Source organism: Amycolatopsis sp. NPDC049253 (assembly GCF_040678995.1).
In the GTDB taxonomy this organism is placed as follows: domain Bacteria; phylum Actinomycetota; class Actinomycetes; order Mycobacteriales; family Pseudonocardiaceae; genus Amycolatopsis.
This window is the reverse complement of record NZ_JBFAQX010000003.1, coordinates 254,798-268,731: the sequence shown is the minus strand read 5'-3', so window position 1 is coordinate 268,731 and position 13,934 is coordinate 254,798. Positions and strand designations below refer to the sequence as shown.

The following is a 13,934-nucleotide window of genomic DNA, read 5'->3' as shown; positions in this document are numbered from 1 at the left end:
GCTTCCCCGGACCGCCGCGACTGTGTTTCCCCTGAAAAACCTGTGTTTCCCTGAAGTCCTGTACGAGATCCCCGTACGCCGTCAGGCGCAGGCTGTGCTCAGGCGCAGTCGCGGCAGATCAGCCGGCCGCCGTTGTCTTCGGCGAGCCTGCTGCGGTGGTGCACCAGGAAGCAGACCGAGCAGGTGAACTCGTCCGCCTGCTTCGGCACGACCTTCACGGTCATGTCCTCACCGGAAAGCCCGGAAAGGTCGGCACCAGGAAGCTCGAAGTTCTCGGCGTTCGCGTCCTCGTCGACGTCGACGACGCCGGACTGGTTCTCGTTCCGCCGGGCCTTCAGCTCCTCCAACGAGTCTTCGGCCAGCTCGTCGGCTTCGCTGCGGCGCGGAGCGTCGTAGTCGGTAGCCATGTGTCCCTCACCCCTGCGAATCAGCTTGTCTTGTTCTTCCGGTCCCCCGGGCGTGCCCGTGAGCCGGTCGTGCCGCTGGTCAACGTTCCAGCGCCCCTGTTTGTGCCCGGCGCCCGCAGTGACCGAGGTCTCAGCCAGGTGCCCCTCTTCCTGCGGCCGGAGCCCGCGAAGGGTAGCTCACCGTTCGCCGAGCTCCGCACCGAGTCGCACATTGCTTGAATTTCGTCACCCGACAGGGGGAACCCGCAGGTGAGACGGCTTCGCTCCGGTCAGGTTGCCCGCGCGTCGCGAAGATCACCCGGCAGCGGTGTCCGCTTGCTCCCGCGGAGGTCTCCGTGGTGCGATCGGCGGACCGGGGATTCGCGGCCCGGCCTCGGCGGGGACGGGGCGGGCACAGGGTGACCCGCGCCACCGGGTGCGGCGCGGAACGCCTAGGCTGGGCGGCTACGGCGGCCCGCACGGTGTCGCCTGGTACACCAGGGACGACACCGGGGGACGACATCGACCGGGGCGCGCGGCGCCACGGGGTCGTGAGGTTCCTCGGGCTGGGGTCCGCGGATGGGGTTTCCGCGTTCGGGAAGGGACGGGGCAGGTGGCGTCGGGGAACGGCTCGGGGGACCGTGGTGCGCGGCCCTATCGCAAGCACCGGCCGCTGCCCGCGCTCATCGTGATCGGGGTGCTCGCCCTCGGCGCGGTGTTCGTGTGGGTGAACGCCGTGGTCAGCCGAGGGGACGTCGACGAGGCCGTGCTCTGCACGCCGGCGCCCACCCCGCCACCGGGCACCACCTACACGACGGTGGCCCACAACGGCCTCGACGACCGTTCCCCCGTGCCGCCCGACAAGGTGGCGCTCAAGGTCCTCAACGCCAGCACCACGCGCGGCCAGGGCGGCATCACGACCACGGCCCTGCGCGAGCTCGGCTTCACCGCCATCGGCGACCCGGCCAACGATCCGGCCTACCCCAAGGGCGACGCCAAGTGCCGCGGCCAGATCCGCTACGGCGAGAACGGCGCCGCGGCCGCGCGCACGGTGAGCCTCGTGGTGCCGTGTGCCGAGCTCGTGCGCGACAACCGCAAGGACGCCAGCGTCGACCTCGTCACCGGCACGCTCTTCGACGACGTCCGCCCGCGCCCCGAGGCGCTCCAGATCCTCCGGAAGCTCGCCGACTGGTCCAAGTCCCACCAGGGCGGGGGCGGCAACGAGCAGTCCTCGGGCCCCGGCGCGCCCGTGATCGACCAGACGCTGCTCGCCGCGGCCCGCGACGTCACCTGCTGACCCTGGACCCCCGGGCGGGGGTCCAGGGCACGCGTCAGACGCTCTTGGCGTTCAGCGAAGCCAGCACCTGCCGCAGCGGCTCCGCGATGCCGGGCGCCGCCGCGAAGGTCACGTCGTCGCCGAGGTCGGGTGCCGAGCCCGGCAGGAGGATCGTCGCGCCGGCCTCGGCCGCGACGAGCGCCCCGGCGGCCCAGTCCCAGCGGTGCAGGCCGTGCTCGAAGTACGCGTCGAGCCAGCCCGCGCCGACCGCGCACAGCTCCAGCGACGCCGCCCCGCCGCGGCGGAGATCCCGCACGTGCCCGAGCAGCTCGCCCGCGAGGGCGCCCTGGCGCACGCGACGGTCGCGCGCGTAGGCGAACCCGGTGCCGACCAGCGACAGGTCCAGGCGCGTCGGGGAGGACGCCGACAGGCGCCGTCCGTCGAGCCAGGCGCCCTGGCCCCGCGCGGCCGTCCAGCGGCGGCCGCTGACGGGTTCCACGACCGCGCCGGCGACCGACACCCCGTCGACCTGCGCGGCCAGCGACACGGCGAACGCCGGCAGCCCGTAGAGGAAGTTGACGGTCCCGTCGATCGGGTCCACCACCCACGTCACCCCGGACCCGGCCGCGGCGCCGCCGCCCTCCTCCCCGAGCACGGGCTCACCCGGGCGCAGCTCGGCCAGCCGCCGGCGCACCAGCTCCTCGGACTCCTTGTCGATCGCGGTGACCACGTCGGTGTCCGCCGACTTGGTGTCCACGCGGACCACCTCGCCCGCCTGCATGGCGGTCCAGGCCGCCCGCACCAGCCCGGCCGCCTCGACCGCCACCTGCTCCGCAACGCTTTTCAGCAACGACTCGTCAACTCCCACGTCCGACATGTCACCACACCCGGTTAAAGTCTCCGGAGCAGACTTCTGAATCGTGCGAGAAGGGACCACGTCAGTGACGGCGACCCGAGGTTTCGGAATCGACATCGGCGGCAGCGGGATCAAGGGCGCGCTGGTCGATTTGGAAACGGGACAGCTCATCGGCGAGCGACACCGGATCGAGACGCCGCAGCCGTCCACGCCGGAGGCCGTCGCGGACGTGGTGGCCGAGATCGTGCACATCGCGGAGTGGGACGGACCGGTCGGCGTGACGCTGCCGGCGGTGGTCAAGAAGGGGGTCGCGCACACCGCGGCCAACATCGACCACGCCTGGATCGGCACGGACGCCGACGCGCTGTTCGCCAAGCGCCTCGGCAAGAGCGTCGCGGACGTGGCGATGCTCAACGACGCCGACGCGGCCGGCATGGCCGAGATCCGCTTCGGCGACGAATCCGCGCGCACCGGCGTCACCGCCCTGCTGACCTTCGGCACCGGCATCGGCAGCGCCGTGTTCCACGACGGCAAGCTCGTGCCCAACACCGAGTTCGGCCACCTCGAGGTCGACGGCCACGACGCGGAGAAGCGCGCCGCGGCGTCGGTGAAGGACAACGAGGGCCTGAGCTACCACCAGTGGGCCAAGCGGGTACACCGTTACCTGACCGTGCTGGAGAACCTGATCTGGCCGGATCTGTTCATCGTCGGCGGCGGCGTCAGCAAGAAGGCGGAGAAGTGGGTGCCGCTGCTGGACGTCCGGACGCCGGTGATCGTGGCGTCGCTGCAGAACAACGCGGGCATCGTCGGCGCCGCCGCGGCCGCGGCCGAGGGCATCGAGCACTGATCGAGCACTGACCCGGTGACGCTCGTGACCGGCCGCGAAACCTACGCGCGGGTCACGGGAAGGTCACGTGCGGGTACCGTGCGGCAGGCCGGAGGGTGATCGCTTCGCGACGCACTGCCCGGCCGTCGTTACAATGGAACGCGGCCCACGGCTGCGGGAGTGAAAACCGCAGGCCGAGGCGTGTTCCCCGAATGTGAGGCAGCCGAGGTGGCGATACCTCGGCTCGTCATGATCGACCGCTGCGAAAGGGCGTAAGTGGCAGCCGCAAGAACCGCAACCCGAAGCGGGACGAAGACAGCGACCGCAGCCGGCGAGCCGGCCGACGAGGCAGCCACCGGCGCGGCGAAACCCAAGACCGCCACCAGGTCTGCCGGCGCGAAGAAGGCTCCGGCCAAGAAGGCGCCGGCCAAGAAGGCCACCACCAAGGCGCCCAAGACCGACGACGGCGACCCGGACGGCCCGGTCGACCTCGACGAGGCCGAACTCGACAGCCCGGACCTGTCCGACCTGGAAGAGGTCGAGGTCGACGTCGTCGACGAGACGGTCAACGACGACGTCGCCGAAGACGACTCCGACGACTCGGAAGACGAAGCCGAGGAGACGGAGACACCGGCCGCGCGCCGCCGTAGCAACGCAGCCGCCGAGAAGGGGCCGAAGTCCTCGGACAACCCCGACTTCGTCTGGGACGAGGAGGAGTCCGAGGCGCTGCGCCAGGCGCGCAAGGACGCCGAGCTCACCGCCTCGGCCGACTCGGTGCGCGCCTACCTCAAGCAGATCGGCAAGGTCGCGCTGCTCAACGCCGAGGAGGAGGTGGAGCTCGCCAAGCGCATCGAGGCGGGTCTCTACGCCGCCGAGCGCGTGCGCACCGCCGAGGAGGAGGGCGAAAAGCTCGTCACCCAGATGCGCCGCGATCTCAAGTGGATCGTGCGCGACGGCGAGCGCGCCAAGAACCACCTGCTGGAGGCGAACCTCCGGCTCGTGGTCTCCCTGGCCAAGCGCTACACCGGCCGCGGCATGGCGTTCCTGGACCTCATCCAGGAAGGCAACCTCGGCCTGATCCGCGCGGTGGAGAAGTTCGACTACACCAAGGGCTACAAGTTCTCGACGTACGCCACGTGGTGGATCCGCCAGGCGATCACCCGCGCGATGGCCGACCAGGCCCGCACCATCCGCATCCCGGTGCACATGGTCGAGGTCATCAACAAGCTCGGCCGTATACAGCGCGAACTCCTGCAGGACCTCGGCCGCGAGCCGACGCCCGAGGAGCTCGCCAAGGAGATGGACATCTCGCCGGAGAAGGTCCTGGAGATCCAGCAGTACGCGCGTGAGCCGATCTCGCTGGACCAGACCATCGGCGACGAGGGCGACTCGCAACTCGGTGACTTCATCGAAGACTCCGAAGCGGTCGTCGCGGTCGACGCGGTGTCGTTCACGCTGCTGCAGGACCAGCTCCAGTCGGTGCTGCAGACGCTGTCCGAGCGCGAGGCGGGCGTCGTCCGGCTGCGCTTCGGTCTCACCGACGGTCAGCCGCGCACGCTCGACGAGATCGGCCAGGTCTACGGCGTCACGCGTGAGCGCATCCGCCAGATCGAGTCGAAGACGATGTCGAAGCTGCGGCACCCGTCGCGGTCCCAGGTCCTCCGGGACTACCTGGACTGATCACTCAGTCTCGACGAAGAACCCCGTCACCGGAATCCGGTGGCGGGGTTCTTTGCTGTGCGCGAAGATCCACTGGGCCCTGATGATCGGGCACTGTTCGATCATCAGCGCTGTTCGGTCGGGCACAGCTCCGTCGAGCGCCGTTCAGCCGGACACGGCTCCGACCGGCCACTGTGGACGAAGCGGGTCCGGCACACAGGACTGGACCTCCGCCGGCCGGGCGAACAGGTCCAAACCATGACCGGTATGTCCGTTTCCCCTGTTCCGCAGGCGTTCGCAACATTTCCGTCCGCCCCCGGAAACATTTCCGGAACGTGATCCGCGGTATTCGCCCACACACCCACCGCGACGAACCGCACGTAGTGAATACCGCGCGAGCCCCGTCCACCGCAACACCCGAAAGTCGGTCCTTCACGTGCCCGCGGCGAAAATCGTGATTATTTGGTTGCCTGGGAACGAAGTTCGAAGGGCCTTCTCCGGATTATGCTGCGCCGACAACGAGCGTCAGCAGCATTCGGAAGGCAGCACCGGCAAGTGTTTTCGACGAAAACTCAATCGGGCGAGAGCCAGGCGTGGCCGTCGGGTCGGAGTGGAACCTCCGTCCCCGGTGAATCGAGGAAACCGTGATCGGCTTCCTCCTCCGCCGCCTCGTCAACTACGTGGCATTGTGCCTGGTCGCCACCTTCGCGGCCTTTTCCTTGGCGTCGCTGGCTTTCAGCCCGCTCGACGCGCTGAAGCTGCGGAACCCCCCTGCTCCGCAGTCCACTATCGACGCCAAGGCGGCCGAGCTCTACCTGAACCAGCCGATCCCCGAGCGCTTCTTCACCTGGCTCGGTGGCGTGCTGCACGGGAACTTCGGCCGCACGGTCGCCGACCAGCCGATCACCGACGAGCTCTTCCGCCGGGCCGGCGTGAGCCTGCGGCTGTTCCTGCTGGGCATCACGATCGGCATCATCATCGGCGTGCTCGTCGGTGTGGTGAGCGCGATCCGGCAGTACAAGGTCAGCGACTACGTGGCCACCACGTTCTCGTTCGTCGTGCTGTCGACCCCGGTCTTCGTGATCGCCACGATCCTCAAGGCGGGCGCCCAGTCGGTGAACGACAACCTGCTCGGCGGGTACCAGTTCTTCATCGTGCAGGGCGAGACGAGCGGCCTCGACGGCAGTTTCGGCGACGTGCTGCTCGACCGGCTGCAGCACATCATCGTGCCGACACTGGCGATCGTGCTGACACAGGTCGCCTACTACAGCCGCTACCAGCGTTCGGCGATGCTCGACGTGCTCGGCTCCGACTTCCTGCGCACCGCCCAGGCGAAGGGCCTCACGCGCCGGCGCGCACTGTTCAAGCACGGCCTGCGCACGGCGCTGATCCCGATGGCGACGCTGTTCGCGTTCGGCTTCGGCCTGCTCATCACGGGCGGCATCTTCACCGAGCGGATCTTCGGCTGGTACGGCATGGGCGACTGGCTGGTGACCGGGATCCAGAAGCAGGACACCAACATCGTCGCGACCGTGACCCTGTTCATCGCGATCTGCGTGCTGCTGGCCGGGTGGCTGGCCGACGTGCTCTACGCCGCGCTCGACCCGAGGGTGAGGATCTGATGGCCGCTCCCGTGAACGAGGCCGACATCGCCGACTCCGCCGTGCTGGCGGTCGACCCGGGCAACGAGGCCGACAGCAAGTCCTCCAGCCGCGGCAAGCTCGTGCTCCGCCGGTTCCTGCGCAACAAGCTCGCGGTCGTCTCGCTGGCCGTGATCGTGCTGTTCTACGTGCTGGCCTTCACCTACACGTGGTACTCGCCGTGGTCCTACGACGAGCTCGACCCGCTGTCGAACCTGCTGCCGCCGGACGGGAACCACTGGTTCGGCACGAACCAGATCGGCGGCGACATGTTCGCGCAGACCATGCGCGGGCTGCAGAAGTCGCTGACGATCGGCCTGCTGGCCGCGCTGTTCTCCACCGGCGTCGCCTCGATCGTCGGCGCGGCCGCCGGCTACTTCGGCGGCTGGACCGACCGCATCGCCATGTGGTTCGTGGACCTGCTGCTGATCCTGCCGCCGTTCCTGATCATCTCGATCCTCTCGCCGGCCTTCCGCGGCAAGACGTGGCTGATCCTGGTCGGCCTGATCGCGTTGTTCCAGTGGATGATCACCGCCCGCATCGTGCGCGGCATGACGCTGACCCTGCGCGAGCGCGAGTTCGTGAAGGCCGCGCGGTTCATGGGCCAGCCGTCCTGGCGGATCATCGCCAAGCACATCGTGCCGAACATGGCCTCGCTGCTGATCATCGACGCTACGATCAACGTCGGCGTCGCGATCATCACCGAAACCTCGTTGTCGTTCTTCGGGTTCGGCGTGCAGTCGCCCGACGTCTCGCTCGGCACGCTCATCGCCGACGGCACCGACGCGGTGCGCACCTTCCCCTGGCTGTTCTACATCCCGGCGGGCTTCCTCGTGCTCACCGTGCTCGCGGTGAACTACGCGGGTGACGGCCTGCGCGACGCGCTCGACCCGTCGTCGTCGCGGTCGCGGCGCAAGGAGCGCAAGCGCATCGAAGAGAAGACGAAGTCCCCCAGCACCACAGGAGCCACAGCATGACCGCCGCACTCACCCTGGGCGCGGAGACCGAGAAGCCCACCGGCACGGTCCTGGAGGTTGCCGACCTCGACGTGTCGTTCCCGTCCGAATCCGGCCGCGTGCACGCGGTCCGCGGGCTCTCCTACCAGGTCGCGGCCGGCGAGGTGCTGGGCATCGTCGGCGAGTCCGGCTCCGGCAAGTCGGTGTCGTCGCTGGCGGTCATGGGCCTGCTCCCGCCGCAGGCACGCATCTCCGGCTCGATCCGGTTCCAGGGCAGCGAGCTCATCGGCAAGTCCGACGTCGAGCTGTCCAAGCTGCGGGGCAAGAAGATCTCCATGGTCTTCCAGGACCCGCTCTCGGCGCTGACGCCCGTGTACACCGTGGGCGCGCAGATCGCCGAAGCGCTGCTGGTGCACGCCAAGGGCTCGATGACCAAGCAGCAGGCCAACAACCGGGCCGTGGAGCTGCTCGACCTCGTCGGCATCCCCAACGCCGCCGCGCGCGCCAAGGCGTTCCCGCACGAGTTCTCCGGCGGTATGCGCCAGCGCGCGGTGATCGCCATCGCGATCGCCAACGACCCGGACCTGATCATCGCCGACGAGCCGACCACCGCGCTCGACGTGACCGTGCAGGCCCAGGTGCTGGAGGTCCTCAAGACCGCGCAGGAGGTGACCGGCGCCGGCATCGTGATCATCACCCACGACCTCGGCGTGGTCGCCGGGTTCGCCGACCGCCTGATGGTCATGTACGCCGGGCGCGCCGTGGAACAGGGCCCGGTCGAGACCATCTACGCCCAGCCGCGGATGCCGTACACGCTGGGCCTGCTGGGCTCGATCCCCCGCGTCGACGCGCACGAGAAGCAGCCGCTGGTGCCGATCGAGGGCCAGCCGCCGTCGCTGGTGAACCTGCCCTCGGGCTGCCCGTTCGCGCCGCGCTGCCCGCTGGCGATCGACGCGTGCCACCAGGCCGAGCCGGAGCTGTTCACGATCACCCCGGGCAACCCGAACGCGCCGGTCGACACCACGCACCGGGCCGCCTGCATCCGCACCGAGGAGCTCGCCGGCCCCCAGGCCGACGCGGCCGAGGTCTACGGCGCCGAGGTGATCGAGGAGGCCGCGGTCGCGAAGCTGCCGCGCACCCAGCGCACCACCGTGCTCGACGTGCAGGACCTGCAGAAGCACTACCAGATCACCAAGGGCGCGGTGCTCAAGCGCAAGGCCGGGGTGGTCAAGGCGGTCGACGGCATCAGCTTCGACATCGTCGAAGGTGAGACGCTGGGCCTGGTCGGCGAGTCCGGCTGCGGCAAGTCGACCACGCTGATGGAGATCCTCGAGCTGGCCGCCCCGCAGAACGGGTCGGTGGCGGTGCTCGGCCGGGACGTCGCGAAGCTGAACGGCAAGGGGCGCAAGGAGATCCGGCGCGACCTGCAGGTGGTGTTCCAGGACCCGATGGCCGCGCTCGACCCGCGGCTGCCGATCGGTGACATCATCGCCGAGCCGATGGTGACCCACGGCTATGACAAGGCCCGCATCGCCCAGCGCGTGCCCGAGCTGCTCGGGCTCGTGGGGCTGCGCGCGGAGCACGCCGACCGGTATCCGGCGGAGTTCTCCGGCGGTCAGCGCCAGCGCATCGGCATCGCCCGGGCACTCGCGCTCGAGCCGAAGCTGATCGTGCTCGACGAGCCGGTGTCCGCGCTGGACGTGTCGATCCAGGCCGGCGTGATCAACCTGCTCGACGAGCTGAAGGCGAAACTCGGCCTGTCGTACCTGTTTGTGGCCCACGACCTGTCGGTGATCCGGCACATCGCCGACCGCGTGGCCGTGATGTACCTCGGCAAGATCGTCGAGATCGGCGACGTGGAGACGGTCTTCGACGCGCCGCAGCACCCGTACACGCAGGCGCTGCTGTCCGCGATCCCGATCCCCGACCCGATCAAGGAACGCGAGCGGACGCGGATCATCCTCACCGGTGACCTGCCCAGCCCGGCGAACCCGCCGTCGGGCTGCCGGTTCCGCACCCGCTGTTTCGTGTTCTCCCAACTGTCCGAACAGGACAAGCAGAAGTGCATCGACGTCGAGCCGCCGCGCGAGTCGCGCGCGGACGACCACGACGTCGCCTGCCACTACGCCAAGACCCGCGAAGTCGTGTAGCCACGCATCCGTTGGCACACAGGGAAAGAAAGGTAAACATGATGCGACGGAGAATGGCCGCGATCGTGGCTCCCGTTGCCGCTCTGGGGCTCCTGCTCGCCGCTTGTGGCGGCGGCTCCTCCAGTGGTGGCAACAGCGGACTGCAGGACGCCGGCAGCCAGCAGGTCAAGACCGCGGACATCAACGCGATGCCGGTCGACCAGCTCAAGGACGGCGGCGACCTCAAGTGGCCGGTCGACCAGCTGCCCGACAACTGGAACTACAACGAGGTCGACGGCACGGTCCTCGACGGCGCCAACATGTTCGGCGCCATCCTGCCCTACCCGTTCCCGCAGAACGCGGACGCGACGGTGGGCCTGGACCAGAACTACCTCACCTCGGCCGAGGTCGTCAGCACCGACCCGCAGGTCATCGAGCTGAAGATCAACCCGAAGGCCAAGTGGAGCAACGGCCGGCAGTTCTCGTGGGAGGACTACGCCGCGCAGGCCAACGTGCTCAACGGCAAGAACCCCGCTTACCAGGTGTCGAGCACCACGGGTTACGAGGACATCGCCAAGGTCGAGAAGGGCACCGACGACCTCGACGTGAAGATCACCTTCGCGAAGAAGTTCGCCGAGTGGAAGTCGCTGTTCAGCCCGCTGTACCCGAAGGAGCTGAACGCCGACCCGGACACCTTCAACAAGTCCTGGGCCGCGAAGCCGGCGATCACCGCGGGCCCGTTCAAGGTCAAGAGCATCGACGCGACCGCCAAGACCGCGGTCTTCGAGCGTGACCCGAACTGGTGGGGCGCGAAGCCGAAGCTGGACACCGTGACCTACAAGGTCGTCGACCGCGCCGCGCAGCCGGACGCCTTCGCCAACGGCCAGATCGACTTCTACAACCTGAACAACGACATCAACACCTTCAAGCGCGCCCAGGCCGACCCGAACGCGGTCGTCCGGCAGTCGACCTACCCGGACTACACGCACCTGACCTTCAACGGTGCGTCCGGTTCGATCCTGGCCGACAAGGACCTGCGCCTCGCGCTGATGAAGGGCGTCGACACGGTCGGGATCAGCAAGGCGATCCTCGGGCAGATGCAGAAGGACACCACCCCGATCGGCAACCACCTGTTCCTCAAGGGTTCCAAGACCTACGAGGACAACTCGGGTCCGTACAAGTACAACGTGGACAGCGCCAAGGCCGACCTGGACAAGCTGGGCTGGAAGCTGAGCGGTGACACGCGGGCCAAGGACGGCAAGCAGCTCAAGGTGCGCCTGGTGATCCCGTCGGGCACCCCGATCAGCCAGCAGATCGGCCAGATCCTGCAGTCGGAGTTCAAGGCGATCGGTGTCGCGCTGGACATCCAGGCCGTGCCCACCACCGAGTTCTTCAAGAACTACGTCAACGTCGGCAACTTCGACCTGACGATCTTCCGCTGGATCTCGAACTCGTTCCCGATCGGCGGCAGCAAGGGCATCTACTACCTCGACCCGAAGAACATCAACCAGAACTACGGCCGCATCGGTGACGACAAGCTGAACCAGCTGCTCGACACCGCGGCCCAGGAACTGGACGACACGAAGCGGGCCGCGGACATCAACGCCGCCGACAAGGAGATCTGGGCCATCGGGCACCAGCTCCCGATCTTCCAGTCGCCGGGCGCGTTCGCGACGCGCAAGACGCTGGCGAACTTCGGTTCGCCGGGTTACGCGAACAACCCGTACGACTACACCAAGATCGGCTTCGTCAAGTAACGCGGTACCCCCGGGAGAGCGGCGCGGGCCCCGGCCCGCGCCGCTCTTTCCTTTGTAGACACCTAAGGTGGAACGCATGCGGAGTTTCCTGCGGCTGCGGCCGGTGCGCCACATCTTCGTGACGAGTGCCGTGGTGCTGCTCGTGTGCGCGGCGGTGTTCGTGCTGCAGCTGCTGGAGTTCTCCCACGCGCAGGCCGAGGTCCGGGGCATCACGGCACAGGCCACGGGCACCGTGGTGCGCGGCGGTGAAGGCTCGGCGACCGTGCGCTTCCCGGTGGCCGGCGGGTCCGAAGCGACGGCCGACGTGCAGCTCGACAGCTCGGCGCCGAAGACCGGCACGAGCGTGCCCGTGCTGTACGACCCCGCGCAGCCCTCCCGCGCGCTGATCCGCGACGCCACCCCGATCGTGACCGCCGACCGCGCGACGACCTACGCCACGGTGACCGTGGTCGCGGCCGCCGCGGTGCTGGCCGTCGACCTCTTCCTGTTCTTCACGCGCTTCGTCCGGCCCGCGCGGGCCGCGGCGTCGACGTCACCGATCCCGGTGCGGCGGGTGAAGGTGCAACGCGGTCTGCTCACGCGGTCCTGGCTCGAAACCGAGACGGCATCGCCCCGCTGGATCCCGGTCTACTTCTCCCCCACCCTGATCGGCCTGCCCGCGCCGGCGAAGGTCGTGGTCCGCGGCGACGTGCGCCGCGACCGGCTCGTCGCCGTCGAGGTGGGCGACGAACTGCTGTATCCGGCCGGCTCCGTGCGGGCCACCGAGCCGCGCGGCCGCCGCACCGACAACCCCGCTGAGCCGGACGAAGAACGCTCGCTCGCAGCGGCGCGCCCGGTGTCGCCGGCCCGCCAGTTCCGCGCCGACCTGCCGGTGCTGGCCGTCGCCCCGATCGTCGGCGCGTTCTGGGCCTTCGTCGACGGCAGCGGCTTCAGCGGCTGGCTCGTGGTCACCGTGCTCGTCGCCGCGTTCGGGTTCTGGTGGGCCGCGTTGCGCGGCTCCGACCCGTCAGTCTGAGCCCAGCTCCGCGAGGACGGCGCTCACCTCGTCGTAGGAGTCCGCGAGCTTCTCCGCCTGGTCGAGGCGGTGACGCTCCAGCCGCAGCGCGCCGAGGTGCCGGGCGCGGTAGTAGAGCATGCGCCGCCGGGCCTCGGGCGAGGTGTCGAGCGGGCCGTAGGCCTCCCAGAACTCGTCGCGCTCCGTGCCGGGCTTGGCCAGCGCCATGCGGATCGGCCAGTCGGCCGCCGGGTCGCCCCACCAGCTGCGGTCGTGGTCGTAGACGCCGGTGACGCGGAGGTCGTCGGCGAGCATCACGTTCACCGTCCACAGGTCACCGTGCAGCAGGCGCGGTTCGGTGACCTCGTCGATCAGCGCCGAGTCGCGGGCGGCGAGCTTGCCGATCTCCCGCGCGTCGGCGGCGTCGAGGCCGCGGTCTTCCAGGTCGAGCGCGATGTCGGCGAAGAAGGCGACCAGCGCTTCGCTCCACGTGGCGAAGTGCGGCCCCGCGACCGGACCGAAGCCGGGCCCGCGCACGTCGTGCACCAGGCGCGTCAGGCGGCCCAGCTCGCGGAAGAACGGCCCGCGCTCGGCCGGCGGGTGGCCCGGCAGGACGTCGGGCCCGGCGCGGCCGGTGAGCACGGCCTGCACCACGTAGTCGCGCGGGAGCACCTCATGGGTGAAGTCGGCCGCGATCGTGCGCGGCAGCAGGTGCGCGATGGGCGCGAAGTAGGGCGCCGCGATGTACTCGTTGCGCATGAACTGCCACTCGGTCCGCGCCTGGCGCGCGGGCTCGGGGGCCACGCGGAGGATCACCGGCCCGTCGGCGAGCTCGACGCGATAGGTCGTGTTGTAGCCGCCCCAGCCCAGCTCGGTCGCGGACCGGACCACGGTGGCGGGCCCGAACACGCGCTCGCACACCGCTTCGATCTGCTCGGGCCCGAGCTGCTGCTGGAACGCCCCGATCGGGCGGTCGAGGGGGCGGAAGTCCATGGGGCTCATCCTGGCAGCCCGGGTGGCGGCGCCGATCACCAGCCGCTCAGGGCACCGCCAGGCCCTCGCGCCTCAGCGACTCCTCGATGCGCAGCCGCTCGAGATCGCGGTCGATGCCCTCGGGCAGCGATTCGAGCCGGTGCTCGACGCCGACCGCGCGGCAGGCCGTCTGCAGCAGCTCGTCGTAGGCCTGGCGGGTACCGATGCGCCGGGCGGCCGGTGTGCCGGGCGGGTAGGACGCGAGCACGCGGTGCACCCGCCGCAGGTCCGCGGAGAGGCGTTCGACGGGCGGCCCCGCCGGCCGCGGCTGCTCGCGGCGGCGGTCGCGCAGCCAGCGGTAGACGGCGGGCACGCGCAGCGCGCACCAGAAGAGCGCCGAGGGGGCGATGCTGACCACGGCGAAGAGGACGAGAGGCCCGGCCACGCTGCCGGTCGCGTCGGCCACGCATCCAGTGTAATCCG

Annotated in this window: 12 protein-coding genes; 8 read left to right on the top strand and 4 right to left on the bottom strand. The window is 69.6% G+C overall.

Going from position 1 to position 13,934, the window contains the following annotated elements:
- Positions 1–98 precede the first annotated feature (98 nt).
- On the bottom strand, positions 99–407 hold the full coding sequence (locus tag AB0K15_RS08805) for a DUF4193 domain-containing protein (RefSeq protein WP_204090248.1): 309 nt from the start codon (positions 405–407) through the stop codon (positions 99–101).
- Positions 408–999: 592 nt separating this feature from the next.
- Here AB0K15_RS08805 and cei point away from each other — a divergent pair.
- The gene (cei, locus tag AB0K15_RS08800) at positions 1,000–1,683 is read left to right on the top strand and encodes an envelope integrity protein Cei (RefSeq protein WP_364047364.1); all 684 of its coding nucleotides are present in this window, start codon (positions 1,000–1,002) and stop codon (positions 1,681–1,683) included.
- 34 nt (positions 1,684–1,717) lie between these two features.
- On the opposite strand, the gene AB0K15_RS08795 is transcribed toward cei, so the two are convergent.
- Positions 1,718–2,539 carry an inositol monophosphatase family protein gene (locus AB0K15_RS08795; RefSeq protein WP_364047362.1) on the bottom strand — a complete coding sequence of 274 codons (822 nt, stop codon included), beginning with the start codon at positions 2,537–2,539 and terminating at the stop codon, positions 1,718–1,720.
- Between the two features lie 64 nt (positions 2,540–2,603).
- On the opposite strand from AB0K15_RS08795, the gene ppgK reads away from it, so the two are divergent.
- The 7 genes from ppgK (at position 2,604) to AB0K15_RS08760 (ending at position 12,500) form a co-directional block, all read left to right on the top strand.
- Positions 2,604–3,365: a polyphosphate--glucose phosphotransferase gene (gene ppgK / locus AB0K15_RS08790; RefSeq protein WP_364047360.1), complete on the top strand. Its 762-nt coding sequence runs from the start codon at positions 2,604–2,606 to the stop codon at positions 3,363–3,365.
- A 255-nt stretch (positions 3,366–3,620) separates the two neighbouring features.
- On the top strand, positions 3,621–5,024 hold the full coding sequence (locus tag AB0K15_RS08785; RefSeq protein WP_364047358.1) for an RNA polymerase sigma factor: 1,404 nt from the start codon (positions 3,621–3,623) through the stop codon (positions 5,022–5,024).
- 623 nt (positions 5,025–5,647) lie between these two features.
- Entirely contained in the window at positions 5,648–6,625 is a 978-nt protein-coding gene (locus AB0K15_RS08780; RefSeq protein ID WP_360596855.1) for an ABC transporter permease, read from the top strand.
- Positions 6,625–7,620 (top strand): ABC transporter permease, encoded by a 996-nt coding sequence (locus AB0K15_RS08775; RefSeq protein ID WP_364047356.1) that lies wholly within the window; start codon positions 6,625–6,627, stop codon positions 7,618–7,620. The genes AB0K15_RS08780 and AB0K15_RS08775 overlap by 1 nt, the downstream gene beginning before the upstream one ends.
- Positions 7,617–9,749: an ABC transporter ATP-binding protein gene (locus AB0K15_RS08770; protein ID WP_364047354.1), complete on the top strand. Its 2,133-nt coding sequence runs from the start codon at positions 7,617–7,619 to the stop codon at positions 9,747–9,749. The genes AB0K15_RS08775 and AB0K15_RS08770 overlap by 4 nt, the downstream gene beginning before the upstream one ends.
- Positions 9,750–9,790: 41 nt before the next feature.
- Complete coding sequence (locus AB0K15_RS08765) at positions 9,791–11,485, top strand: ABC transporter family substrate-binding protein (protein WP_364047352.1); 1,695 nt, start codon at positions 9,791–9,793, stop codon at positions 11,483–11,485.
- Positions 11,486–11,561: 76 nt separating this feature from the next.
- Complete coding sequence (locus AB0K15_RS08760; RefSeq protein ID WP_364047350.1) at positions 11,562–12,500, top strand: DUF3592 domain-containing protein; 939 nt, start codon at positions 11,562–11,564, stop codon at positions 12,498–12,500.
- On the opposite strand, the gene AB0K15_RS08755 is transcribed toward AB0K15_RS08760, so the two are convergent.
- Positions 12,492–13,472, bottom strand: coding sequence for an aminoglycoside phosphotransferase family protein (locus AB0K15_RS08755; RefSeq protein ID WP_364047348.1), 981 nt, complete (start codon positions 13,470–13,472; stop codon positions 12,492–12,494). The genes AB0K15_RS08760 and AB0K15_RS08755 overlap by 9 nt on opposite strands.
- A gap of 46 nt (positions 13,473–13,518) precedes the next feature.
- Positions 13,519–13,917: a hypothetical protein gene (locus AB0K15_RS08750; RefSeq protein ID WP_364047346.1), complete on the bottom strand. Its 399-nt coding sequence runs from the start codon at positions 13,915–13,917 to the stop codon at positions 13,519–13,521.
- Between the last annotated feature and the right edge of the window lie 17 nt (positions 13,918–13,934).

Coding starts and splice junctions, on each gene's coding strand:
- AB0K15_RS08755 (WP_364047348.1), bottom strand. CDS start 13,472: ATGGACTTCCGCCCCCTCGACCGCCCGATCGGGGCGTTCCAGCAGCAG.
- AB0K15_RS08805 (WP_204090248.1), bottom strand. CDS start 407: ATGGCTACCGACTACGACGCTCCGCGCCGCAGCGAAGCCGACGAGCTG.
- AB0K15_RS08760 (WP_364047350.1), top strand. CDS start 11,562: ATGCGGAGTTTCCTGCGGCTGCGGCCGGTGCGCCACATCTTCGTGACG.
- AB0K15_RS08765 (WP_364047352.1), top strand. CDS start 9,791: ATGCGACGGAGAATGGCCGCGATCGTGGCTCCCGTTGCCGCTCTGGGG.
- AB0K15_RS08775 (WP_364047356.1), top strand. CDS start 6,625: ATGGCCGCTCCCGTGAACGAGGCCGACATCGCCGACTCCGCCGTGCTG.
- AB0K15_RS08795 (WP_364047362.1), bottom strand. CDS start 2,539: ATGTCGGACGTGGGAGTTGACGAGTCGTTGCTGAAAAGCGTTGCGGAG.
- AB0K15_RS08770 (WP_364047354.1), top strand. CDS start 7,617: ATGACCGCCGCACTCACCCTGGGCGCGGAGACCGAGAAGCCCACCGGC.